This is a genomic window from Candidatus Accumulibacter necessarius (assembly GCF_036625085.1).
Genome location: NZ_JAZKUM010000013.1, coordinates 42,199 through 64,892, shown reverse-complemented (window position 1 = coordinate 64,892; position 22,694 = coordinate 42,199). Strand labels below are relative to the sequence as shown.

Below are 22,694 nucleotides of genomic sequence, written 5' to 3'. Positions count from 1 at the left end.
ATGGCTTATCTCGCCCCCTGCGGTCGGCGGTGAATGCGCAGCTCACCGCCTTGCAGCAGGTCCTGTGCCGCGCCGGTGGTCCGGTTCACCGTCTCGCCGACGCGCGCCCGTGCGGTCGGCGAATCTTTGGCCTCGAGCAGGACCTGGCCGGGGTCGCCGCGGCGGCTGGTGACGGTCAGGCCGCTGCCGAGATCGGATTCATGCTGCGGCTGGCCGTTGATCCAGGCCGTTCGCTTGCCGCTGCTGCGACTGACGATGCCGTCTATGGTCAGCGTCGGATCGCTCTGCGCCGGTTGGTTGTCGAGCAGGTTCATTTCCCGTTGCCGGTCGAGCTGTGAGCGGCGCTCGGGGGTGAAGAAGAGGCGATCGAGCGCTTCCGCTGCAGCCGTTACCGGCGATGGCGCCAGAATCAGCAGGCCGATGCCGGCGGCGAGGGCAAGGCGTCGCCGGCGCGAGTCGTCGGTCATGGCTGGCTGGCCTTCTGGCTCACGTCACGGACCGTCAGCCAGTCGATTTCACAAGCGGCGACGAGGTTCGCGTGCCCGCCGGCACGCTCGTCGACACTGGGCGGCAGACGTTCGACGCGGCACCGGTTGACCCGGATCAGCGCTTTCGCCTGCTGCTGCAGGTCGCCCAGCAGGCGTGTCAGGTCTTCTTCGTGCAACAGTTTCAGTTCCAGTTTCATGGTGCTCGCGTAGAAAGCGAAATCGCCTGGCGGGCCGCTGTCGAGCAGACGTTGTGGTGCGAGTTCGTAGCGCAGGTCGAGCAGTCGACGCTGGACGCGGATGTCCTTGAGCAACTCCACCCATTCCAGTCGTTGCTCTTCGCCAATGATGCCACGCTCGTGCAGGGTATTGAACAGAATCGATTTCTGCTTGATCTCGCTTTCTTCGGCACGGACCTGCTTGAGCTTGCCGTCGGTCGCGTTGCGCTCTGCCGTGACGGCAAGTTTCGCCCGTTGCGCGTTGGCCGTTGTCAGGCGGGCGACATGAACGGCAGCGGCGCCGATGCCGATCATCAGGGTGGCCGTCAAGATGCTCGACCGCAGCTTGCGAAAATCCGCCGCGCTCAGTCGGATCATTCGATCAGCCTGCGGATCTCAACCGTGAACGAGCGTTGCTGCTGCCCGTCGAGCGCCGCATCGCCCCCCTTGAGCGACTTGCCGGACTCGACATCGAAAGGTTGCTGAAGGACTTCGACCTGCAGTCCCGGCTGGCGCCGCAGCGCTTCCAGCAATCGGTTGAAGACCGCAAGCACCTGCCGCGGGTTGCTGTCCTGGCCGAGGCGCAGCGTCCCGCGCACGAGGGCGGTTTCGCTGCTCACCGGCGGCGGCTCGCTGCCCGGCGCTGCGCCGTTGCCGGCGGGCCGGGTCGCCGGCGTGGCGCTCACCTGCCAGTCGATACCGTCGATCTCGACCGCCGCCGCGGACTGCAGCGCGGCACTGATGGCACGCCACAGCGAGACCGGCGACGTGCTGGCTTTTTCGAGCTCGAGGTAGCGGTTGATGACCTGACGCAGGTTGTCGTGGCTGGTCGGGATCGCTGGGAAGGTCTTCGCGATGGCCTCGTAACGACGGTTCGCGAGCCGGGTTTCAGCGCCGATGAGCGCCACTTCCTGGTTGATCTGGTGCGCTTCGTAGAGCTGTCTGCCGGCCCATAGCAGGCAGCCGCTCATGACCACGGCGCCGGTTCCCTGGAGGGCCGAGCGCAGCAGCCAGAGGCGGTAGTCGTGGCGCTGACGCTCGCTGGCGAACTGACTGCGCGGGCGGGATCGGTCGCCAGCAGGTGCAGAAAGAGCCGACTCGCAGCGGGTGTCCGCCGGCAAGTCTTGAGCCCGCAGCGCCGCGCGCACGCGTCGAGGTCGAAAAGGGTGAAAGACAGGGTTTCGCTGTCGACACAACTGCTCTCGATCGCCGCCAGGCGCATCGGCGGCGCGCGAGGAGGTAAGCCATGATCGCTTGCTGGCGGCCGATCAGGCGCTGGCTGACGAGGTACTGCTGCAGCCGGCGCGCTTCGCCGGCGAAGGTCTGCGCGATGCCGTCGATGCTGCTGTTCTGCAGCGGGTGAGGCGGCTGAAGTGCAGTTCGCCCTTTTCCAGGTAGCTCTGGCGGATGCTCTGGTCCTGAATGGTCAGCAACAGACAGCGCTCGTCGGCGATGCCGAGCTTGCCAAGCAGCGCCGGGCCGAGCAAGGGCAGCGAGTAGATGCCGGCGAGGGCCACTTCGGCGCGTGCGAAGGCGGCGAGCCAGGGAGCGAAAAGCTCGTTGTTGGTCAGCGCGGCGAGCATGATGCGCTCGTCCTTGCGCTGCGATTTTTCGTGTCCGAGGGAGATCGAAGTCGTCAGGGTGGCGTTGAAGAAGATCTGTCCGAGCTTGCGCGTGATGATCGCCCGGCGATCGGCACCCCGCAGGAAGGGGATCATCTCGATATGGAAGCCTTCTTCGGCGACGTTGGCGAGGATCGAGAAGATGCTCTTCGCGTGTTGCGCGAGATAGGCGGCAAAGCGCTGCTTGCCCCCTTCGCTGGCCTCGAAGACGCCCTCGGCGGTGAGCACGCCGGCTTGCCAGCTGAAGGCCGTCATCTGATGCGCGCTGAGGTAGATGAGGCGGTGGGAGGACATCGCGTCAGGTCTTGATCTTGCTGATCACGTCGTACACCGGTCCGAGCACCGAGAGCATGATCCAGCCGAGCAGGCCGCCCATGACGACGGTGAGCAGCGGTTCGATCAATTGCTGCATCTTCTGCACCGACTCCCGGACGTCACGGGTATAGAAGTAACTGACGTTGAGCAGCGCCGCATCGAGCGCGCCGGTGTTCTCGCCGACGCGCAGCATGCGGATCACCAGCGGCGGGAAAGAAGCCGGTGCTGTGAAAGGCCGCGGTGACGTTCTGTCCCTCGCCGATCAGCTGTTCGACGCGCTCCAGCCCCTGGCGAATGACCAGGTTGCCGACGACGTCCTGCGTCGTGCGGATCGACTCGAGAATCGGGATACCGGAAGCGTAGAGCAGGGCGAAGGTGTTGGCGAAGCGGGAGAGGACGATCTTGCGCAGGATGCTGCCGAGCACCGGCAGCCTCAGCTTGATGCCGTCGAAGCGCAAACGCGCCAGCGGATTGCTGTGCAGCAGGATTCCGCAGGCCGAGACGCCAGCAGCGGCAGCAGGAGCAGCAGGTACCAGTAGGCGACCATCAGGTCGGAGACGAAGAACAGGATCTGCGTCTGCATCGGCAGCACCTGCCCCATGTTCTTCACGAACAGCTTGAGCTGCGGCACCATGTAGACCATCAGGAAAAAGGTGGCGCCAAGACGATCGTGCCGACGAAGGCCGGGTAGGCGATCATCTTCTTCGTTTGCGAGGCGAGTTCGTCCTCCCATTTCAGTGATTCGTTCAGGCTGTGCAGGACTTCCGGCAGGCGGCCGGTCGTTTCGCCGGCCCGGATCAGGCTGACGAAGACCTGGTCGAAGACGCGGCGGTGACTCTCCATGGCCTGCGAGAGCGTCTGCCCGCCCTCGATCGACTCGATCAGGCTGGCCACCACCTCGCGGAAGCGCGGGTGCTCGAGGCTGTCGCGCAGGTCGGTCAAGCCTTCGAGGATGGGCACGCCGGCACGCACCAGTTGCTGCAGATGGAAGCAGAAGTGAATGATCTCCCGGCGCGGCACGCCGCCACTGCGCAGCAGGCTGCGGTTGCTGACCGGCTCGCCGCTGACCAGGTCGAGTTCCATGCGCCGCAGGCGCATCTCGAGGTCGACCAGGTTGATGGCGTCGATCCGGCCGAAAACCATGCGTCCCTCGGGACTGACCGCCTTGTAGGTGTAGAGCGGCACCGGCGTTACATCCGGTCGGTCAGGTCGACGACGCGGCCGACTTCCTCGAGCGAGGTCGATCCGTCGAGAACGCGGCGCAGGCCGTCGTCGGCGAGGGTGGTGAAGCCCTGGCGGCTGGCCAGCTGGCGCATTTCGCGGACCGTGCTGCGGCGGGCGATCAGCTCGTCCATGTCGCCGTTGATGCGCAGCAACTCCATGATCGCCAGGCGGCCCGCGATAGCCCTGGAACTCGCAGCGCTCGCAGCCGCCGGGGCGGTAGATGACCGGTCGCGGTCCCTCGGCCAGGTTGCCGAGCAGGCGCGTCTCGTGCGCTTCGGCCTGGTAGGGCACCTTGCAGTGCACGCACAGGCGCCGCACCAGCCGCTGGGCGATGATGCCGATGATGTTGCCGGCCATGATGTCGGGCAGGATGCCGATGTCGAGCAGGCGCGGAATGGCGCCGATCGCCGAGTTGGTATGCAGCGTCGAATACACCTGGTGGCCGGTCATCGCCGCGCGCAGCGCCATTTCGGCGGTTTCGGCGTCGCGCACTTCGCCGACCAGGATGATGTCCGGGTCCTGGCGCATCATCGAGCGGATGCCGTTGGCGAAATCGAGCTTGACCGATTCGGCCGGCGGAAGTCTGGCGGACCAGGGTCATCGGGTACTCGACCGGGTCTTCGAGGGTCATGATGTTGACCCCTCGGAGTTGATGTGGTTGAGCACCGAGTAGAGCGTCGTCGTCTTGCCGCTGCCGGTCGGCCCGGTGACGAAAATGATGCCTTCCGGACGGGCAATCATCAGTTTGAGCTGGTCAGCTGCTTCTCGGCAAGACCCAGTCCCTCGAGCGGCACGATCCCTTCTGCCGGTCGAGAATGCGCAGGACGATGTTCTCGCCGTGAATCGTCGGCTGCGCCGAAACCCGGAAATCGACCTGCCGGCCGCGCATGTTGAGCGAGATGCGGCCGTCCTGGGGCGCGCGGGTTTCGGCGATGTTCATGCCGCAGAGCACCTTGATGCGCACCGCCATCGCCGGCCAGTAGGTCTTGTGCAGCGAGCGAATCTGCCGCAGCATGCCGTCGATGCGGTAGCGGATGCGCAGGAAGCTCGCTTCCGGCTCGAAGTGGATGTCGGAAGAGTCGCGCTTGACGGCATCGGTCAGGATCGAGTCGATCAGGCGGACGACCGGCTGGCTGTACTCGTCGGAGGACGATTGCAGGCCGCGGAAGTCGATCTCGCCGGTTTCGATTTCGTGCAGGATGCCGTCGATCGACAGCTCGTAGCCGTAGCACTGGTCGATGGCGCGATCGATTTCGGTCTCGCCGGCGAGCAGGGTGTCGATCTCGATCTCGTCGCCGGCCAGCGCCCGGATTCGGTCGAGGGCGACGATGTCGTTGATGTCGGCAATGGCCACCGTCAGGCACGTGGTTCGGCATCGTAGTCGAGCGGCAGCAGGTGGTGGCGCTTGGCGAGATCGCGCGGCACGAGCTTCAGCGCCGACGGGTCGATGATCGCATTCGACAGATCGACACTCTGCTTGCCCAGACTTTCCGACAGGGCGTCGCGCAGGGTCGCCTCGGAGACGAAGCCGAGCGAGACCAGCAGTTTGCCGATCGGCTGGTTGGACTTCATCTGCTCGAGCAGGGCGATGCGCAGCTGATCCTCGCTGAGGATGCCCTTGGTGATCAGGATCTGACCCAGCAGTCGCAGATGGGGATGCAGGGCAGGAGCGTTCATGATTGGTTTGGCAGGCAACTCAGGTCGCCGGATCGCTGCACGCTGACTGCATCACGGCTGCAGTTCAAGAATGCGCTGCCCGGCGGCATTCGGTCGAAGGCGCTGCGCCGAGTCTCGGCTGCGCTCAAGGCCATCCGGTAATACTGCGCCGCCAGCTTGTTCTGGCGCAGGTGATCGAGGCTGACGGCGACGTTGAACAGGTAATCGGCGTTGTCCGGCTCCAGGGCATAGGCCTGAAAATAGGCCTGCTGCGCCTCGCTCCAGCGACCCTGCCGGGCGTACAGGTTGCCCAGCGCGAAATGCAGTGCAGAAGCGTCCGGCTGGCTGGCGAGCAAGGTCTTCAGGCGGCTTTCGGACGGGCCCGTGTCGCTTTGGCTACGCAGGTTGATCAGCGCCGCCTGCGCAGTGAGTCGCCAGGGTCGGCTTCGAGCACCCGCAGGTACAGATCCTGCGCCCGCTCGGCCTTGCCCTGGCGAGCGGCGATCGCTGCCAGGCCGAGGAGCGCGTCGGCATTCCAGGGGGTCGCTGCGCAGAACCTGTTCGTAGCCGCGACGCGCGTCGTCCAGCCGGTTTGCCTGCCAGGCTTCGTAGGCCTGGTTGAGCGTCTGGTCCGGTCTAGCCCGGCTGTTGCTCGCCCGGAACAAGGCGGCCTCCTGCCGCGGCAGGGTGCTGGGAGTTTCCTTTCGTGCCTGCGCAGGGGACCAGACGGGGGCCGCTGCCCTGGGCGGGGGCGGGAGTTGCGGCGACTCTGGCGGGGATGTCGGAAGGGGCTGCGGCGTGGTTGGCGTCGTCGGCACACGCGTGGCAGCCACGTTGGCAGCCAATGCCGGGGCAGGCGACGGGCTTGTTGGCAGCATCGGCGGCGGCGCCACGACCAGCGCGCCGTTCGAGAGCGACTGCAACTGCCACCAGAAGTAGCCTCCGATCGCCAGCGTCGACAGGCCTCCCAGTCCCAGGAAAAGCCACAGCGCAGTGCGCGACCGGGGCGGCTGCTTGACGGCAAACACATTTCTCGCCGCAGTTCGTTCGGCAGCTTCGCGCATGCCGGGATCTGTTGGCGGTGCTCCCGGCCTGGCCGCGCTCCGGCCAGGCGGCGCTGTCGTGGCTGCGGATGCCAGGTCCGCGTCGGCAGAATCGAGGTGCTTGGCGAGCGGCGGCAGCGACCGGCCTTGTGGCCTCGGAGGGGTTTCCAGCGGGGCCAGGGTCAGGTCGCCGGGCGAGGTGACGGGATCTGGCTGGCTGCTCGGGTTGGCCAGCCGCTTGGCCTCCTCCGCCCGCCGCAGGGCATCCATCAGCAGGCTCACTGCAGCGGCTCCGGACGCCGTTCGGGAAGCGAGAAAGGCTGGAAGACCTGGTCGGCCCGGAAGAAATCCTTGCCGGGCAGAGACTCCCTGAAGCTGCTGAAGTCGCCCTCGATCGAACCATCCCTGATCACTGTCGGCCGCAGGAGAACGACAAGTTCCGTCTTTGCAGACGAGTTCGCCCGCGTATTCAATACTTCGCCGAGGAATGGAATGTCGCCCAAGCCTGGGAATCGCCCTGCCTTGTTGTCGACAGTGTCCACCATGAGGCCGCCGAGGACTGCGATGTCGCCACTCTCAATCCGCATCAATGACTCAATTTCGCGAGTTTTTATCTGCGGTACATAGTTTGGAATGTTGTTTGGAATGATCGGGTTAGGGTCACGCTTGAGTTCCGAGATGCTCGAAATCGATGGGCGAACGTTGAGCGTCACCGTGCCGCTATCGCTGATCTGTGCGGTCAAGCTCATGAAAAAGCCGACGGAAACCGACTGTGGGGTGGTCGTAATGCCGACCGTTGTGCCGACGTTGGCCGTTGTGGTCGTGTTGGAGGAGACGTTGAAATACACGAAGTCCTCGGAAACCTTCAGTGTGGCCGTCTGATTGTTCAGTACGGCGAGCTTTGGGCTGGATAGCACCTTGACGCTACCGAAGGAGCGCAGCAGTTCCAGTGTTACCACCAGATTCAGCGGGTTGATGTCGCGGTACTTCAATACGTAAGGGGAGACGGGGTTGGGCACGTTCGTCGTTAATGTTGGCCGGGTCACACTGTAGTCGGTACCACTCGTCAGGCGACTCCATTCGATTCCCTGCTGATAGCCGTCGGATAGTGTGACTTCGACGATCGTCGCTTCGATCAACACTTGTCGCCGGGCGCTGCTCATCACCCTATCCAGGAACTCCTGGACTTTTTCGTGTTGTCGTGAGGTGGCCCTCACGGTGATTACACCGGCTTCGGGGTTGGCAATGACCGACGCAGCTTCGCGGAAGGTCATTCGCTTGACGACGGTAGCACCGGTGTTCTGCAGCGTCGCAGGATTGGGGCTGCCGGCCAGCGTCTGGACCATCTGGTTGGCGCGCGAAGGGGTCCCCGTCGGGGCTGGGGCACCGGTGCCGGTCGTGGTTTGTGAAGCGCTTTGCTCGGTGACCGTTTCCGTCGATCCTTCCGGGAAAACCTTGTCCGTTTCGTGTAGCAGATCCTTCAGATTCTTTTCGAGAGATCCCCAGAAGCGGTTGTTTGACTTGTTCTCGATCTGTAGCCGCGACGTATTTGCGCTGCCGGAACCCCCGGCCCCGCTCGTACCCAGGCTGCTGGTCGAGATTTGCGTGTTGGTTGATACGGTGCCGGTAACCTCGCGGGCGATATTGACGTAATCGACCTTGTAGTTCTTGAGATAGGGTGAGTCGGGCATCACGACGAGGTTCGGGCCGTCCATCTCGAAGCGCATGTCCACCTGTTTGGCGATACGGGTAAGCAGTTGTGGCAGCGTCTGGTCAATGGCGTTGAGGGTCACCAGGCCTGTTATTCCGGGGTGGATGTCCACGTTGAGTTTGGCGTCCCGCGCCAGTGCGAACAGCAGATTGTGAACTTCGACGTTATTGACAACGACGCTGTAGGTCTCGGTCCTGGCGGCCGTTCTCGGCCGGGGTAGCGAGACGCTCTGTTGAACGGGCTGGGGAATCGCCCCCTGCGGGCGGGCAACATTGTCTGCCTGCAGGTGTCCGGCAGACGGTCCGGTGCTCAGGGTGGTCGGTGTGCAGCCGGCAAGCAGCAGCACAAGGAGGATGCTGTCAAGGGTTCTCGGAGACACGCTCAGGCTCGATCCGGTCAAAGGCAGAAGTCATCATATCACGCCAGGATGTCGATACAAGTACATGATTTTAATTGTGTTACGAGCTTCCTTTGGCAGCCCCTGGCGAGCGCAGCCTGGCGACTGCTCGCACGTAAGGCCTGCTCGACGGGCTGATCTCGCCAAGCGTCGCCAGCGCGGCGTTCGCCTGGTCGCGGGAAGGGTAGTCACCGTAGATGACGCCCAATCGCATCCTGCCGCCAATACTGGAACGATAGACCCGGACCTGCCGCAAGTCGAGCGTTCCCGCGTTATTGGCAATGAAAGCAGTCACTTGCTCGTGGCTGGCAGCATCCGTCACGAGCAACTGGATGAAATGGTGGCTGTCCGGAGTCTGCTTCAACCACCGTTCGGTGGCGGCGATTCGCGCGTCAAGGCTGAAGGGTTCTGCCGCGCTGGGCGTCGGCACTTCCGGCGAAGACACCTTGTTCGGTGCCGCAGAAGGCCCGGAGGCTGCAGACGGCGCTGACGGCTCAGGGACGGATGGCGTTGGCGGCTGCGGCACCGTCACCACCGGCGCCGTGGTGGTCTGCGCGGCGTCGATGGTCGACTCCGGCCTGGTCTGGCGGGCCGCGCTGTAGCTGCCAGCAAGGTAGGCCAGAACGGCGATCGTAGCGAGGGTCACGGCCGCGCCTGCTCCGATCCACCACCTGATTCCGGCGGGACCATCGATTCGCCTGAACTGCGCATCCCGTATCGCCGCCCGAACCTGCTTGCCGTCGACCTGGTGCACGCCTTCGGAGAACGCGGCGAGCAGCGCCTTGTCGGCGAGGATGTTGATTCGTCGGGTAAGCCCTTCGGAGGCCTTGCTGATCAGCTCGATCGCCTGCCTGCTGAACAGGTCGGGCCCTCGGTAGCCGGCCGCGCGCAGCCGGAACATCAGGTATACCGCGACGTCCCGGCGGTGCAGCGGCTCCAGCCTGAAATTGTGCGTGATGCGGTCATTGAGCTGGCGCATGGCGTTTTCACCCAGACGCTGGTCGAGTTCAGGCTGGCCGAATAGCACGATCTGCAGCAGCTTGTGCTGGCTCGATTCAAGGTTCGAAAGCAGGCGGATCTCTTCCAGCGCCTCAGCGGGCATGGCGTGCGCCTCGTCGATCAGGGCGACAACCTGGCGGCCGGCAGCATAGATTTCGAGCAAACGTGCCTGCAAGGCGCGCAGCAGAAGATGCCCGTGCTCTTCCGGCAGAGGCAGCCGCAGTTCGGCGGCGATGGCCAACAGGATCTCGTCCCGCGAGAGCATGGGGTTGGCCAGATAGACCGTTTCAACGTTGTCCGGGAGCCTTTCGAGCAGCATGCGGCAGAGCATGGTCTTGCCGCTTCCGACCTCGCCGCTGACCTTGACGATGCCCTCATCGTGGGTGATCGCGTAGATCAGTGCTTCGAGCGTGGCGCCGCGGTTGGCACCGGCAAAGAAGAACTCGGTGTGCGGCGTGATGCGGAATGGCGCTTGCTGCAGGCCGAAATGATCGAGATACATCATGGCTCGCGTGCCGTGGCTTCCATGCGGTTGTAGAGCGTCGTCCGGTGGATGCCGAGCAGGCGTGCTGCCTGACTGACGTTGCCATGCGCCAGTTTCAGTGCGGCCTCGATGTAGCCACGTTCGGTGGCGTCGAGCAGCCGATCGAGGCTGAAGGGTTCTCGTTGCCGCAGGCGATGAGTGGCCGCAGCGATGATCGCCTCGCCGCTTGCCTCTTCGTCGGCTGTGGCTGAATTGGATGAGACGCCCGGCAGGTCATCAGGCAGATCGAGTTCTGCCTCGAGCGCTGTGCTATCGACCAGCTGGCCCGAGTGCCTGGTGGTCAGGCGGATGACGATGTTGCGCAACTCACGAACATTGCCGGGAAAAGCGTAGCCGAGAAAAAGGGCTTCCGCTGCCGGGGACAGCCGGAACGGCTGCTGCTGCGTCTGTGCCGCATAGTGTCGCCGGAAGTGGTCGAGCAGGATCAGCCTGTCGTCGCCCATCTCGCGCAAGGACGGGGCCGCAATCGAACAGACCGACAGGCGGTGATAGAGGTCGGCGCGGAAGTTGCCGGACCTGACCTCCTTGCGCAGGTCGCGGTTGGTGGCGGCGATGATGCGTGCCTGGCTGACCCGCTTCTGGGTTTCGCCTACCCGCTGGTACTCGCCGTTTTCCAGCACTCGCAGCAGCTTCGCCTGCAGGTCCAGGGCGAGTTCGCCAATCTCGTCGAGAAAAAGCGTGCCGTCAGCGGCATCTTCGAAGTAGCCGGCTTTGGTCGTGATGGCGCCGGTGAACGCGCCCCTGCCATAGCCAAACAAGGTGGCTTCAACCAGATTGGGCGATATCGCGGCACAATTGAGTGCCAGAAATGGCCGCAGTCGGCGTCGGGTTTCGTAATGCAGACAACCGGAGGCAATGATCTCCTTGCCGCTGCCTGACTCGCCCTCGATCAGGACCGGGAATGGCAAATCGGCATATTGTCGTAGTTGCACGCGGAGCTTCTGCATCGCCGGGCTGTTGCCGATCAGGGGCGAAGCGCCTTCCCGGTGCCTTTCGTCCAGCGCACGAAAGGCCAGTGCGCCCTTGAGGACCTGCTGCAGGTCGCCGGGATCGCAGGGCTTGGCGACAAAGTCGGCGGCGCCGAGCGTGCGGGCATGGCGCGCATTACCGTCATCGCTCTGGCCGGAAAGGACAACGATGCGAATCTCTGGCGCCACTTTCAGCAGGTCGGAAATCAGCGCAAAACCCTCATCGGGGCGATGCGGCGCAGGTGGCAATCCGAGGTCAACCAGCGCCAGTTCCGGCGCTCTGCGCAATTGTCGAAGCAGTTGCAGGCAGTGCGGGCGAGAATGGCTGGTAACCACTTCGAATAGCGGCGTCATCGAAAAACTCAGGCTGTCACAGATCAGAGCGTCGTCGTCAACGATGAGCAGAAGCGGCTTTTCGGGCAGGGAGGGTCCGGGCAGGGTGAGCATGAAAAGCTTGTCGTCTCTCGGGAGAGGGTCTTCCCGGCATTATTCCACAATTATATTAACGCCAAGTAATTCACAGCGACCGGGGAGTCGGTCGGGTATAATTCGCGCTCGCTTTTGTCCTGGGATACTGCCGTGCCTGCCGGTAATCTTGTCGAAATCAAGGAGCTTGATTTTGCCTACGAGGATCGACCGATCCTCGACGGCATCAGCCTGGAGATCCCGCGCGGAAAGGTTGTGGCAATCATGGGCGGTTCCGGCTGCGGCAAGACCACCCTGTTGCGGCTGATCGGTGGGCAACTCAGGCCGAGCCGTGGCGACGTGCTGGTCGATGGCCAGTCGGTGCCGCAGTTGGCGAATGACGAGTTGTACGCGCTGCGCCGGCGCATGGGCATGCTGTTCCAGTTTGGTGCCTTGTTTACTGACATTTCGGTGTTTGACAACGTCGCCTATCAGATGCGCGAGCACACTGATCTGACGGAAGAACTGATTCGCGACATGGTGCTCATGAAACTCAATGCCGTTGGCCTGCGCGGTGCGCATCAACTGATGCCGGCTGAGCTTTCGGGCGGCATGGCACGACGAGTGGCTCTGGCGCGGGCGATCGCGCTCGACCCGATGTTGATCATGTATGATGAACCCTTTGCCGGTCTCGATCCGATTTCGCTGGGCGTCATTGGTCAGCTGATTCGCAAGCTCAATGATGCGCTGGGCGCGACGACGATCATGGTTACTCACGATATTCAGGAGTCTCTGCTGATCGTCGATTTCATTTATTTCATGTCGGACGGGAAGATCGTCGCGCTCGGAACGCCGGATGAAATCCGCGCTTCGAAGCATCCCTTTGTCCATCAGTTCGTGTTTGCCGAAGCTGACGGCCCGGTCCCTTTCCACTATCCGGCTATTCCTCTCGCGCAGGAACTGCTGGGGAAAGGCGCGCATGGCCGACGATAGGCAGGATTCGGGGGCGATCGTGGCGGCGGTCGCCAGTCTGGGCCACCGGGTCAACGAGGCGTTGCTGCGACTGGGTTTTGCCACCCGTTTTTTCCTGATGCTGCTGATCTGGTCGGGGCAGTCGTTCCGGCGCTTTAACCTGACAATTCGGGAGGTTTATTTTTCGGGTTTCCAGTCCCTGCTGATCATCATGGTTTCCGGACTGTTCATCGGCATGGTGCTGGGCATGCAGGGCTACGAAACACTGCAGCGCTATGGATCTGCCGATGCGCTGGGCGTTCTGGTCGCGCTGTCGCTGGTGCGGGAACTCGGGCCGGTGGTCGCTGCCCTGCTTTTCGCCTCGCGCGCGGGTTCGTCGATCACGGCTGAAATCGGCCTGATGAAGGCCACCGAACAACTGACCGCGATGGACATGATGGCGGTGAATCCGATTGCCCGCGTCGTGGCGCCACGTTTCTGGGGGGGCGTGATTTCGATGCCTTTGCTGGCGGCACTGTTTTCCGCCACCGGCGTGTTTGGTGGCTACCTGATCGGTGTCGTCTTCATCGGCGTCGATGAAGGGGCGTTCTGGTCTCAGATGCAGGCCTCGGTCGACTTCAGGTACGACATCTGGAGCGGTATCGTCAAGAGTTTTGTCTTCGGCATTGCCGTTTCCCTGATTGCCGTCTTCGAGGGTTACGATGCGGTACCTACTGCGGAAGGCGTTTCAAGCTCGATCAAGGGCACCGTCGTCAAGTCGGCTTTGGCGATCCTGGCGCTTGACTTTGTGTTGACCTCGTTCATGTTCCGGGAGGCTTGATGAGTCGCAAGTTGCTCGACCTGTGGGTCGGTGTGTTTGTTGCCCTGGGTGTGGCTTCGTTGCTGTTCCTGGCGCTGAAGGTCGGAAATCTGGCGACTGCCAATTTTTCGGAGACTTACCCACTAACCGCCAACTTTGTTAACATCGGCGGCCTGAAAGTGCGCGCCCCGGTAAAGAGCGCCGGTGTGGTGGTCGGTCGGGTGGGCGATATCCGTTTCGACCCGGAGACCTATGAGGCGGTGGTGACGTTCAACATCGACGGCCGCTATCGCTTCCCGAAGGATACCTTCGCCCTGATTCTTACCTCGGGTCTGCTCGGCGAGCAGTACGTCGGGCTGGACCCTGGCGGCGACGAGGCGATGCTGAAGGCCGGCGAGTCGATTGCCAAGACGCAGTCTGCGGTGGTACTGGAAAAGCTGATCAGTCAGTTCATGTTCAACAAGGCCTCTGAAGGATCAAGCGAAAAATAAAAGGGAGGACAAGCGGTGAATGCAAACTTTTCAACTCGTGTCTCGTACTTGGCCTGCGTCACAGCGATGCTTGCTGCCAGCGGTTGTGCGACGACGGCAAACAATCCGAAGGACCCCTTCGAGGGTTTCAACCGTGCGATGTTCGCCGTCAATGAAGGCCTCGACGTCGTCGTCAAGCCGGTGGCGCGGGGCTATGATGCCGCCGCTCCGCTACCAGTGAAGGTGGTCATCGGCAACTTTTTCGGCAATATCTGGGATCTCTGGACCGCGGTGAACAACCTTCTGCAGGGCAAGGGCCAGCAGGCTGTCTCCGATGTCGGTCGGGTGTTGATCAACAGCACGGTTGGCATTGGCGGTGCCTTCGACGTCGCCGGCGAAATGGGTTTGACCAAGCATTCCGAGGACTTTGGCCAAACCCTCGGCAAGTGGGGAGTCGCTGATGGTCCCTTCTTCTACTGGCCGCTGATCGGGCCACGGACAACGCGCGATACCTTCGGCTGGATGGTCGACGTCTATTTCGACCCGGTGTGGCGCGTCGACGACATATCGCTGCGTAACACCCTGGTCGGCATACGCTATATTGATGTGCGCGCCAGCCTCCTGCCCTCCGACAAGGTAGTCGATGAGGCCGCCTTCGACAGGTACAACTACATCCGGGACGCCTACCTGCAGCATCGTCGCAGCGAGATTTTCGACGGGGCAGTGCCACATGAGCTCCTTGACGATGAGTCCTCGAAGTAGATGCGCTTACGCGCTTCGCGGCGCCAGTCAGGGAATGCTTGCCACCAGGAAATGTTCATGAAGTCTCTATTTTCTCTGTTGTTTGGTCTGTTGATCGCGTCGACTCCCGCAGTTGCGCAGGAGCTTGCGCCAGATGCCATGGTCCGGCAGGTCACCGAGGATGTGTTGACCGTCGTCCGCCAGGATAAGGACATCCAGAACGGTAATACCAAGAAAGCGATCGCCTTGGTCGAAACCAAGGTGCTGCCGTATTTCAATTTCCAGCGCATGACGGCGTTGGCCGTAGGGCGCGACTGGAACAAGGCGACGCCGGAACAGAAGAAGCGCTTGTCGGAGGAGTTCAAGGCGCTGCTGGTTCGGACTTATTCCAATGCGCTGACTTCCTACCGGAACCAGACGGTGGTCTACAAGCCGAGCCGGATGGATGGGGGCGACACCTCTGTGGTGGTCAAGACCGAGGTGGTCCAGCCGGGCAGCAAGCCGGTCAACCTCGATTACACACTCGAGAAACAGGGTGACAGCTGGAAGGTTTACGACGTGATCGTTGGCGGTGTCAGCCTGGTCACCAATTACCGTGACACCTTCAGGCAGGAAGTGAGCAACAAGGGCATTGATGGCCTGATCGCGATGCTGGCCGATCGCAACAGACAGCTCGAAGCCGGCAAGAAATGATTGAACACGGGGACGCCAGCCTGCGCGTGACGGTGCCGATGGTCATTGCCAACGCCCGTGCCCTGCTTGAGGCCGGGCGGAGTTTTCTGCTTTCGGGCGCTCGGCAAGAGCTGACACTGCTCGATCTTGCGGCCGTCCACGAGATCGATTCTTCGGCCTTGAGTGTCATTCTGGCCTGGCTGCGTACCGCCGGTGAGCGCGGCGTGGCTTTGCGCATCGTTAGCCCGCCGGCAAGCCTGATCAGCCTGGCGACGCTTTACGGCGTTTGCGAACTACTCCCGATCGCCTGACTGCGCCCGCAGCCTCGCACGCCAGCGTACATCCCATGAGCGTCGCCGTTGCGATCGATCGCGTCGAAAAGCGCTTTGGCTCCGTCTCGGCGCTTGCCGGCGTTTCACTGCAGATCGGCGAGGGCGAGTTCTTTGGTCTGCTTGGACCCAATGGTGCCGGCAAGACGACTCTGATCTCATGCCTGGCAGGCCTCGCCCGTCCGAATACCGGCAAGCTCGTCGTGATGGGTCACGATGTCGTCACCGACTACCGCGCTGCCCGCCGTCTGCTTGGCGTGGTACCGCAGGAACTGGTCTTTGACCCATTCTTCTCGGTGCGTGAGACCCTGCGCATACAATCGGGCTACTTTGGAATTCGCAACAATGGAGACTGGATCGACGAGATTCTTGCCAACCTGGATCTAACGGCCAAGGCCGACACCAACATGCGACGCCTGTCCGGCGGCATGAAGCGCCGGGTGCTTGTGGCCCAGGCCCTGGTGCACAAGCCGCCGGTGATTGTCCTCGACGAGCCGACTGCCGGGGTCGACGTCGAATTGAGACAGGGCTTGTGGCAGTTCGTCCAGCGCCTCAATCGTGACGGGCACACGGTGATCCTGACCACGCACTATCTTGAGGAGGCCGAAGCCTTGTGCGGGCGGATTGCAATGCTCAAGCAGGGACGGGTGGTGGCCCTCGATTCGACCAGCAACCTGTTGGCACGCTTCGCCGGCCAGACTCTGAATCTGCGCTTGGCGTCGCCAGGCACCCTGCCGGAGGCGCTGCGCGCCCGCGCAACGGAAAGTGGCGGGCGGTGGACCTTGCCACTCGCTGACCTCGGAGAGATCGAGCCCTTGCTGAGCACGCTGCGCGAGGCGGGCTGTAGCATAGAGGATTTGCGACTGACGCAGACCGATCTTGAGGACGTTTTTCTCGGCGTCATGCAGAGTACCGTCAGCCCGAACAAGGCCGCAGTGTGATGCTTGGTTTCCGAACGCTGCTCTACAAGGAGGTATTGCGTTTCTGGAAGGTGAGCTTTCAGACCGTCGCGGCGCCGGTGCTGACGGCAATGCTCTACCTGATGATCTTTTCGCATGTCCTGGAGGCGCATGTGCAGGTGCACGGTGTTCCCTACCCCGCGTTTCTGATCCCCGGGCTGGTGATGATGTCGGCACTGCAGAATGCCTTTGCCAACAGCTCTTCAAGTCTGATCCAGTCGAAGGTGACGGGTAGCGTGGTTTTTGTGCTCCTGCCGCCGATCTCTTACGTCGAGTTCTTTCTCGCCTACGTCATGGCAGCGATGTTGCGCGGCCTGATGGTCGGGACGGGGGTGGTGCTGGGCACCATCTGGTTTGCCGTACCGGACCTGCAGGCCCCACTATGGGTTCTGACGTTCATCGTTCTCGGTGGCGCCATTATGGGAGCGCTGGGAATGGTGGCGGGCATCTGGGCCGACAAGTTCGACCAACTGGCGGGCTTTCAGAACTTTCTGATCATGCCATTGACCATGCTCTCCGGCGTCTTTTACTCGATTCATTCGCTACCGGAATTCTGGCAGCAGGTATCGCGTTTCAATCCCGTGTTCTATATGATCGACGGCTTTCGTTTCGGCTTCTTCGGTGTTTCCGACGTGGCGCCGGAAACCAGTCTGGCAGTCGTCGCCATGAGCTTCGTGCTGGTATCGGCGGCAACACTGGCGCTGCTCCGGAGTGGTTACAAACTGAGGTCCTGAATCATGATGCAGCCTGAACAAGTCGAGAAAATCATCGCTGCAGGCTTGTCCTGCGAGCACCTGCAGGTAGCAGGCGACGGCCACCACTTTGAGGCGCTGATTGTCAGCGCCGAATTTGCCGGCAAGAATCGCGTGCAACGGCAGCAACGGGTAAACGAAGTCCTGCGCCAACATTTCAATAGCGGCGAGTTGCATGCCCTGTCGATGAAAACCCAAACCCCTGAAGAGTGGAGTGCAGCGCGTGGATAAGCTGTTGATTCAGGGCGGCACGCCGCTCTGTGGCGAAATCGCCATTTCCGGTGCCAAGAACGCAGCCCTGCCAATCCTTTGTGCCAGCCTGCTGTCGTCCGACTCCCTGCAGCTGAGCAACGTGCCGCGGCTCAAGGATGTGTCGACGATGCTGCGCCTGATCGAGCAGATGGGCGTCGCGGTTACCCACGAAGGCGCTGACGGCGTGGTGTTGAACAGCCGGGGCCTCAACAACCCACTTGCCCCCTACGACCTGGTCAAGACCATGCGCGCCTCGATCCTCGTCCTGGGCCCTTTGCTCGCGCGTCATGGTGAAGCGCGGGTGTCACTTCCAGGGGGCTGCGCAATCGGCGCACGACCGGTCGAACAGCATCTCAGAGGGCTGCAGGCGATGGGTGCAGAGATTCACGTCGAGCAGGGTTACATCCATGCCAGGGTGGGGGCTGGCGGACTCAAGGGGGCCCGCATGGTGACCGACATGGTCACCGTGACCGGTACCGAAAATCTGATGATGGCGGCTGTACTCGCCGAGGGCGAGACGATCATCGAGAATGCCGCTCGTGAGCCGGAAGTGGTCGATCTGGCCAATTGTCTTGTTTCGATGGGCGCGCAAGTTTCCGGGGCAGGGACCGACAAGATTCGCATCCGCGGCGTACAGCGCCTGCACGGTGCATCCCACGCGGTCATGGCCGACCGTATCGAGACCGGGACGTACCTCTGTGCTGCGGCAGCAACCGCCGGCAATGTTCGTCTGACCAGGACGTCGGCGGCCTATCTCGACGCGGTAGTCGACAAACTGCTCGACGCCGGCTGCGACATCGTCGCCGAGCGCGAGGCGATCAGGCTCAAGGCGCCATCCAGGCTCAAGGCCGTCAGCGTGCGCACCTCGCCCTATCCGGCTTTTCCGACCGACATGCAGGCGCAGTTTATGGCGGTCAATTGTGTGGCCGAGGGCTCAGCCGTGATTCGCGAAACCATCTTCGAAAACCGTTTCATGCACGCGGTTGAGCTGATTCGACTGGGGGCAGATATCAAGATCGATGCAAGCAACGCCATGGTTACCGGCGTTGATCGTCTAGATGGCGCAACGGTCATGGCCACAGATCTGCGCGCTTCAGCCAGTCTGGTCATCGCTGGCCTGGTAGCGCAGGGGGAGACGCTGATAGAGCGCATTTACCATCTCGACCGGGGTTACGAACGGATCGAGGAGAAGCTCGGACAACTCGGGGCGCAGCTCAGACGGATCCGTTGACGAACCCGTCAGGCAACAGCTAGGCTGACTTGCTCGGGCTGGCTGGCGGGGCAACATCCTGGATCAGTTGCAGGTCGTTGTCTTGCGCGAAGTGAAGCACAAACCGATAGGCCATCGGCTCCACGTCGTAGAGTCGACCATCCACGAAAACTGCTTTTTCACCCTTGTAGTTCCTCGGACCGACGTAGGGTGAATAGCGCATTCTCTTCTCGGCGCCAAAAGCCGACAGCACACCACATAGTCTCTCGGCCCAGTCGCTCGGGCGGAACTTCCTGCCTGCGATGGTTAGGCCGACGATGATGAAAGAGGAGTGTGGCGTAGTGGTCATATCTCGGTGATGTCGTAGCGAGGTGAACCGCGAATTACTCTCTTGGGATGTCCTTGAAGGTCTTGTCAAACTGGCCGACGGGCCCATTTTACCAGAAAGGTGGCGGCTTTGCCGGGTCTTGCAGCGCCTTCTCGGACCTGTCGGGAAGATGACGCACCGATGGATGTTACCCTTGTTTCGGGCGGCGTCGGTATGACCGCAGCCCCTTGCTGCGGGCCATTCTCTTTTGCTTGCGCCTGTCGGGCATCTTCGCGCAAGGCGGTGTTTCTGCATTGTGATGTTCGGGAGATGCCGAAATACGTCGGGAGTCCTGGGCGTCGAGGCAGATGGCGCTTCGAAGTGCCTAGTAGGTCGGATGGTGGGCGATAGTGGGTTCGAACCACTGACTTCCACCGTGTGAAGGTGGCACTCTACCACTGAGTTAATCGCCCAAGTTCCAGTCGCCTCGCTACGCCGCGTCCAGGGACGCAAGCAGGCATGATGTCACGCGCGGGACATCTGTGCGATTGAGGTTCACGCCGGCGGTGCACCAGAAGGTCGTTCGACCAAGGCGCTGTCCGTGCGACCAGACCGACAGAAGGCAGAATTACATCACAGGTCGGGCGTGCGGTCAATCCGAGGACATCGCGACCAGATTGTCTCGGCCCAGGTCCCGCGGCCTGGAAGGGTTGGCAGGACCACGGCCTGGCGGCACGCAGCGGAGCCTGTCTCGCCGGCTCAGGCCGGAATCAGGAAGTCCTGGCTGATGCCATCACCGAGTTCGTAGATGCGATCCATAAAATCGGTCAGGTACTCGTGCAGCCCTCCAGCCAGTACGTCGTCGATGCGCGCGAAATGCAGTCGGGCATGGAGGACGCCAGCCTGCCGTTCAGTTTCTGCCGAAGCGCCGTTGGCGATCAACTGCAGCATGCGCACGATGCCGTCGGCGCAGGCATGCAGCGATCTTGGCAGATCCATGCGCAGGATCAGCAACTCGGCGACACGGGCCGGGGTGATCGCGTCGCGATACACCTTGCGGTAGACCTGAAACGCTGACAGCGAGCGCAGAAGTGCGCCCCAGCGATAGAAATCGCTCGCCCCCTCGTCATCATTCTGGCGAAGGATGTGATATTGCATGTCGAGAATGCGGGCCGTGTTGTCGCCACGCTCGAGTAATCCGCCGAGGCGGATGAAATGCAGGGCATCGTCCTTGAGCATGGTCCCGAAAGTGACGCCACGCGTCACTGCCGCTCGCAGCTTTACCCAGTCGAAAAACTCGCTGACGCCGCGGGCGAGAATGTGCTCGAAGTTCTGCTGACGCAGTTCGATCCAGGTGCCGTTGACGGACTCCCACATCTCGGCAGTCAAAGTGCCACGCACCGCGTGCGCATTCTCGCGCGCGGCACGCAGGCAACTGTAGATCGACGATGGGTTGGCCGCGTCGGAAACCATGAAGCGCAGGACATTCTCGACATTGACTTCGCTGTAGACCCGTGCAAAAGCGTCCTCCAGACTGTTCAGTGCGAGTATCGCGCGCCAGTTCTCGTTCTGCGAAGCAAGGGATTGCGGCACCAGGGACATCTGGTAGGACACATCGAGCAGTCGTGCCAGGTTCTCTGCGCGCTCGGTATAGCGCGCCATCCAGTACAGGTGATCAGCAGTGCGGCTTAACATGTCGGGTTCTCCGTGGCTCTCAATCTTCCAGCACCCAGGTATCCTTGGTGCCCCCGCCCTGCGATGAGTTTACGACCAGCGAACCCTCACGCAGCGCCACCCGTGTCAGGCCGCCCGGCACCATACCGATTCCGCGTTTACCGGATAGAACGAAGGGGCGTAGGTCAAGGTGCCGCGGGGCAATGCCTGATTCGACGAAGGTCGGGCAGTTGGACAGCGCCAGAGTTGGCTGCGCAATGTACTTTTCGGGTGCAGTGACAATACGGGCGCGAAAATTCTCTATCTCGGCCCTGGTCGACGCAGGTCCGACGAGCATTCCGTAGCCGCCGGCCCCGTGAACTTCCTTGACCACCAGTTCTGAGAGGTGTGCCAGTACGTACTTGAGATCGTCCGGCTTGCGCAGCATCCAGGTGGGCACGTTGTTCAGCTTCGGCTCTTCACCGAGGTAGAAGCGGATCATCTCCGGCACATAGGGATAGATCGACTTGTCATCGGCGACACCGGTGCCAATCGCGTTGGCCAGCGTGACGTGGCCGGCACGGTAGGCGGACAGTAGTCCCGGGACACCCAGCATCGAGTCTTTGTTGAAAACCAGCGGGTCGAGAAAATCGTCATCAAGCCGGCGGTAGATCACATCGATCCGTTGTGGTCCCTGCGTCGTGCGCATAAACACGGTCTCGTCCTTGACGAACAGATCTCGTCCCTCGACCAGTTCGACGCCCATTTGCTGCGCCAGGAAGGTATGTTCGAAGTAAGCGCTGTTGTAGGCACCAGGGGTGAGCAGTACAACCGTCGGGTTGGTGACTCCTTTCGGCGCCACCGTGCGCAGGTTTTCAAGCAGCATGTCCGGATAATGCTGCACCGGGGCAATCATGTGCCGTGAGAAGAGTTCGGGGAAGAGCCGCATCATCATCTTGCGGTCTTCGATCATGTAGGAGACGCCACTTGGCACGCGCAGATTGTCCTCCAGGACGTAGGACTCACCTGCACCGGCGCGAACGATGTCGACGCCAGCGATATGTGCGTAGATGCCGGACGGCACGTCGACGCCCATCATCTCGTGGCGAAACTGCGTGTTGTTAAGCACCTGCTCAGGCGGGATGCAACCCGTCCTGAGGATCGCCTGCTCATGATAGATATCGTGGAGGAAGGCGTTAAGCGCCTTCACCCTTTGCCACAGACCAGTCTGCAGGGCCTGCCACTCCGCCGCGGGAATGATACGTGGGATGATGTCGAAGGGGATCAGGCGCTCGGTGCCAGCCTCCTCTCCGTAGACCGCGAAGGTGATACCGACGCGGTGAAACGCTGTATCGGCTTCCGCGCGCTTCCGCTCAAGACGCTCGGCCGGCATGGTTGCCAGCCAATCGGCAAAGGCGCTGTAGTGGGGCCGCAGCGTCCCGGCCGGATCGTACATCTCGTTGTAGAAATCTGCGCTCATGATGCTCACCGCCTGTGTAGGTTTATCCAATCAAAGCATAAAACATGCCACATGATCGACGCGTCAAAAAGTCAGGAAAGCGAAGGTCGGCAGCATGAATTGATGCCAGAAACCGGTGCGCAGACTGACTGTGGCGCACCCTGATGGTGCGTCTTTGGCGGAAATTCGGCTGCTTCGCCGGGCTCTGGCAGGCAAGGCACACCACAAGCCTTGACGAGGCGCTCCCAAGCCAGCAACCGCGCACGAACCGAGCGTAGCATTGCCCCCTCCGTCTGCATGGACGGCGGTGCGGTACCAACGCCACCGCCGCTGTCACCCAATCTGTAAAGAAAGCTGGACGGCAAGCGACCAGGTGCTATAATGCGCGCCGCACAATGCAGGGTCCCTGCGGCGTGCAGCGAGCATCGCGAACCTTGCCGTAACTCTCAAGCCCTCCTGCCTTCTGGTGTCGATTCAATCAGCGCCGTTCTGGCACAAAGCTTTTGTGCTGATTGGTGCTGACTTCTGTTGA

24 protein-coding genes, 1 tRNA gene and 2 pseudogenes are annotated in these 22,694 nt (G+C 62.1%); 10 read left to right on the top strand and 17 right to left on the bottom strand.

The genetic code is table 11. The annotated features are described in order from the left end of the window. Positions 1–5 precede the first annotated feature (5 nt). The 13 genes and pseudogenes from V5B44_RS24385 to V5B44_RS24330 all read right to left on the bottom strand — a co-directional run bounded on the left by V5B44_RS24385 (position 6) and on the right by V5B44_RS24330 (position 11,629). Positions 6–467, bottom strand: coding sequence for a hypothetical protein (locus tag V5B44_RS24385; RefSeq protein WP_332332380.1), 462 nt, complete (start codon positions 465–467; stop codon positions 6–8). After that, positions 464–1,081, bottom strand: coding sequence for a hypothetical protein (locus tag V5B44_RS24380; RefSeq protein ID WP_332332381.1), 618 nt, complete (start codon positions 1,079–1,081; stop codon positions 464–466). The genes V5B44_RS24385 and V5B44_RS24380 overlap by 4 nt, the downstream gene beginning before the upstream one ends. Next, complete coding sequence (locus V5B44_RS24375; protein WP_332361718.1) at positions 1,078–1,851, bottom strand: hypothetical protein; 774 nt, start codon at positions 1,849–1,851, stop codon at positions 1,078–1,080. Before V5B44_RS24375 ends, V5B44_RS24380 begins: the two co-directional genes overlap by 4 nt. 120 nt (positions 1,852–1,971) lie before the next feature. Next, on the bottom strand, positions 1,972–2,619 hold the full coding sequence (locus V5B44_RS24370) for a hypothetical protein (RefSeq protein WP_332361716.1): 648 nt from the start codon (positions 2,617–2,619) through the stop codon (positions 1,972–1,974). Between the two features lie 4 nt (positions 2,620–2,623). Then, positions 2,624–3,825, bottom strand: a pseudogene (locus V5B44_RS24365) (type II secretion system F family protein). 5 nt (positions 3,826–3,830) lie between these two features. Further along, positions 3,831–4,283: an ATPase, T2SS/T4P/T4SS family gene (locus tag V5B44_RS26920; protein WP_434735526.1), complete on the bottom strand. Its 453-nt coding sequence runs from the start codon at positions 4,281–4,283 to the stop codon at positions 3,831–3,833. Continuing rightward, positions 4,192–4,605, bottom strand: a pseudogene (locus tag V5B44_RS24360) (GspE/PulE family protein); the annotation flags it as partial. The gene V5B44_RS26920 and the pseudogene V5B44_RS24360, both read right to left, overlap by 92 nt. Before the next feature lie 13 nt (positions 4,606–4,618). Further along, the gene (locus tag V5B44_RS24355; protein ID WP_332361714.1) at positions 4,619–5,218 is read right to left on the bottom strand and encodes a GspE/PulE family protein; all 600 of its coding nucleotides are present in this window, start codon (positions 5,216–5,218) and stop codon (positions 4,619–4,621) included. 2 nt (positions 5,219–5,220) lie between these two features. Next, a complete protein-coding gene (locus V5B44_RS24350) occupies positions 5,221–5,541 on the bottom strand; it encodes a hypothetical protein (protein WP_332361712.1) in 321 nt (106 codons plus the stop codon). Beyond that, positions 5,538–6,845 (bottom strand): tetratricopeptide repeat protein, encoded by a 1,308-nt coding sequence (locus V5B44_RS24345; RefSeq protein WP_332361710.1) that lies wholly within the window; start codon positions 6,843–6,845, stop codon positions 5,538–5,540. Before V5B44_RS24345 ends, V5B44_RS24350 begins: the two co-directional genes overlap by 4 nt. Beyond that, a complete protein-coding gene (locus V5B44_RS24340; protein ID WP_332361708.1) occupies positions 6,842–8,653 on the bottom strand; it encodes a type II secretion system protein GspD in 1,812 nt (603 codons plus the stop codon). Before V5B44_RS24340 ends, V5B44_RS24345 begins: the two co-directional genes overlap by 4 nt. A 79-nt stretch (positions 8,654–8,732) precedes the next feature. After that, on the bottom strand, positions 8,733–10,175 hold the full coding sequence (locus tag V5B44_RS24335; RefSeq protein WP_332361706.1) for an AAA family ATPase: 1,443 nt from the start codon (positions 10,173–10,175) through the stop codon (positions 8,733–8,735). After that, positions 10,172–11,629 carry a sigma-54-dependent transcriptional regulator gene (locus V5B44_RS24330; RefSeq protein ID WP_332361704.1) on the bottom strand — a complete coding sequence of 486 codons (1,458 nt, stop codon included), beginning with the start codon at positions 11,627–11,629 and terminating at the stop codon, positions 10,172–10,174. Before V5B44_RS24330 ends, V5B44_RS24335 begins: the two co-directional genes overlap by 4 nt. A gap of 132 nt (positions 11,630–11,761) precedes the next feature. On the opposite strand from V5B44_RS24330, the gene V5B44_RS24325 reads away from it, so the two are divergent. From V5B44_RS24325 to murA, 10 genes are read left to right on the top strand one after another with little or no spacing between them, the layout of a single operon-like run. Beyond that, a complete protein-coding gene (locus V5B44_RS24325; protein WP_332361703.1) occupies positions 11,762–12,580 on the top strand; it encodes an ABC transporter ATP-binding protein in 819 nt (272 codons plus the stop codon). After that, entirely contained in the window at positions 12,567–13,379 is an 813-nt protein-coding gene (mlaE, locus tag V5B44_RS24320; protein ID WP_332361701.1) for a lipid asymmetry maintenance ABC transporter permease subunit MlaE, read from the top strand. The genes V5B44_RS24325 and mlaE overlap by 14 nt, the downstream gene beginning before the upstream one ends. Further along, on the top strand, positions 13,379–13,849 hold the full coding sequence (gene mlaD, locus V5B44_RS24315; RefSeq protein WP_332361699.1) for an outer membrane lipid asymmetry maintenance protein MlaD: 471 nt from the start codon (positions 13,379–13,381) through the stop codon (positions 13,847–13,849). Before mlaE ends, mlaD begins: the two co-directional genes overlap by 1 nt. A gap of 15 nt (positions 13,850–13,864) precedes the next feature. Continuing rightward, complete coding sequence (locus tag V5B44_RS24310; RefSeq protein ID WP_332361697.1) at positions 13,865–14,590, top strand: MlaA family lipoprotein; 726 nt, start codon at positions 13,865–13,867, stop codon at positions 14,588–14,590. Between the two features lie 57 nt (positions 14,591–14,647). Then, positions 14,648–15,262 (top strand): MlaC/ttg2D family ABC transporter substrate-binding protein, encoded by a 615-nt coding sequence (locus V5B44_RS24305; RefSeq protein ID WP_332361695.1) that lies wholly within the window; start codon positions 14,648–14,650, stop codon positions 15,260–15,262. Continuing rightward, a complete protein-coding gene (locus V5B44_RS24300; protein WP_332361693.1) occupies positions 15,259–15,552 on the top strand; it encodes an STAS domain-containing protein in 294 nt (97 codons plus the stop codon). The genes V5B44_RS24305 and V5B44_RS24300 overlap by 4 nt, the downstream gene beginning before the upstream one ends. A 35-nt stretch (positions 15,553–15,587) precedes the next feature. After that, positions 15,588–16,511, top strand: a complete 924-nt coding sequence (locus V5B44_RS24295; RefSeq protein WP_332361691.1) for an ABC transporter ATP-binding protein — start codon at positions 15,588–15,590, stop codon at positions 16,509–16,511. Further along, positions 16,511–17,263, top strand: coding sequence for an ABC transporter permease (locus V5B44_RS24290; RefSeq protein ID WP_332361689.1), 753 nt, complete (start codon positions 16,511–16,513; stop codon positions 17,261–17,263). Before V5B44_RS24295 ends, V5B44_RS24290 begins: the two co-directional genes overlap by 1 nt. Before the next feature lie 3 nt (positions 17,264–17,266). After that, positions 17,267–17,512 carry a BolA family protein gene (locus tag V5B44_RS24285; RefSeq protein ID WP_332361687.1) on the top strand — a complete coding sequence of 82 codons (246 nt, stop codon included), beginning with the start codon at positions 17,267–17,269 and terminating at the stop codon, positions 17,510–17,512. Then, on the top strand, positions 17,505–18,764 hold the full coding sequence (gene murA / locus V5B44_RS24280) for a UDP-N-acetylglucosamine 1-carboxyvinyltransferase (RefSeq protein WP_332361685.1): 1,260 nt from the start codon (positions 17,505–17,507) through the stop codon (positions 18,762–18,764). Before V5B44_RS24285 ends, murA begins: the two co-directional genes overlap by 8 nt. Before the next feature lie 19 nt (positions 18,765–18,783). Here the strand turns inward: murA and V5B44_RS24275 are convergent, their stop codons facing one another. From V5B44_RS24275 to V5B44_RS24260, 4 genes are all read right to left on the bottom strand, one after another. Continuing rightward, positions 18,784–19,092, bottom strand: a complete 309-nt coding sequence (locus V5B44_RS24275) for a DUF3579 domain-containing protein (protein ID WP_332361683.1) — start codon at positions 19,090–19,092, stop codon at positions 18,784–18,786. A gap of 356 nt (positions 19,093–19,448) precedes the next feature. Continuing rightward, positions 19,449–19,523: transfer RNA gene (locus V5B44_RS24270), tRNA-Val, on the bottom strand. Positions 19,524–19,809: 286 nt separating this feature from the next. After that, on the bottom strand, positions 19,810–20,745 hold the full coding sequence (locus tag V5B44_RS24265; RefSeq protein ID WP_332361681.1) for an alpha-E domain-containing protein: 936 nt from the start codon (positions 20,743–20,745) through the stop codon (positions 19,810–19,812). A gap of 19 nt (positions 20,746–20,764) precedes the next feature. Then, the gene (locus tag V5B44_RS24260; RefSeq protein ID WP_332361679.1) at positions 20,765–22,183 is read right to left on the bottom strand and encodes a circularly permuted type 2 ATP-grasp protein; all 1,419 of its coding nucleotides are present in this window, start codon (positions 22,181–22,183) and stop codon (positions 20,765–20,767) included. Positions 22,184–22,694: the final 511 nt, after the last annotated feature.

Coding starts and splice junctions, on each gene's coding strand:
- V5B44_RS24370 (WP_332361716.1), bottom strand. CDS start 2,619: ATGTCCTCCCACCGCCTCATCTACCTCAGCGCGCATCAGATGACGGCC.
- V5B44_RS24295 (WP_332361691.1), top strand. CDS start 15,588: ATGAGCGTCGCCGTTGCGATCGATCGCGTCGAAAAGCGCTTTGGCTCC.
- V5B44_RS24385 (WP_332332380.1), bottom strand. CDS start 467: ATGACCGACGACTCGCGCCGGCGACGCCTTGCCCTCGCCGCCGGCATC.
- V5B44_RS24300 (WP_332361693.1), top strand. CDS start 15,259: ATGATTGAACACGGGGACGCCAGCCTGCGCGTGACGGTGCCGATGGTC.
- V5B44_RS24260 (WP_332361679.1), bottom strand. CDS start 22,183: ATGAGCGCAGATTTCTACAACGAGATGTACGATCCGGCCGGGACGCTG.
- V5B44_RS24335 (WP_332361706.1), bottom strand. CDS start 10,175: ATGATGTATCTCGATCATTTCGGCCTGCAGCAAGCGCCATTCCGCATC.
- V5B44_RS24350 (WP_332361712.1), bottom strand. CDS start 5,541: ATGAACGCTCCTGCCCTGCATCCCCATCTGCGACTGCTGGGTCAGATC.
- V5B44_RS24285 (WP_332361687.1), top strand. CDS start 17,267: ATGATGCAGCCTGAACAAGTCGAGAAAATCATCGCTGCAGGCTTGTCC.
- V5B44_RS24305 (WP_332361695.1), top strand. CDS start 14,648: ATGAAGTCTCTATTTTCTCTGTTGTTTGGTCTGTTGATCGCGTCGACT.
- V5B44_RS24290 (WP_332361689.1), top strand. CDS start 16,511: ATGCTTGGTTTCCGAACGCTGCTCTACAAGGAGGTATTGCGTTTCTGG.
- mlaE (WP_332361701.1), top strand. CDS start 12,567: ATGGCCGACGATAGGCAGGATTCGGGGGCGATCGTGGCGGCGGTCGCC.
- V5B44_RS24275 (WP_332361683.1), bottom strand. CDS start 19,092: ATGACCACTACGCCACACTCCTCTTTCATCATCGTCGGCCTAACCATC.
- V5B44_RS24330 (WP_332361704.1), bottom strand. CDS start 11,629: ATGCTCACCCTGCCCGGACCCTCCCTGCCCGAAAAGCCGCTTCTGCTC.
- mlaD (WP_332361699.1), top strand. CDS start 13,379: ATGAGTCGCAAGTTGCTCGACCTGTGGGTCGGTGTGTTTGTTGCCCTG.
- V5B44_RS24265 (WP_332361681.1), bottom strand. CDS start 20,745: ATGTTAAGCCGCACTGCTGATCACCTGTACTGGATGGCGCGCTATACC.
- V5B44_RS24380 (WP_332332381.1), bottom strand. CDS start 1,081: ATGATCCGACTGAGCGCGGCGGATTTTCGCAAGCTGCGGTCGAGCATC.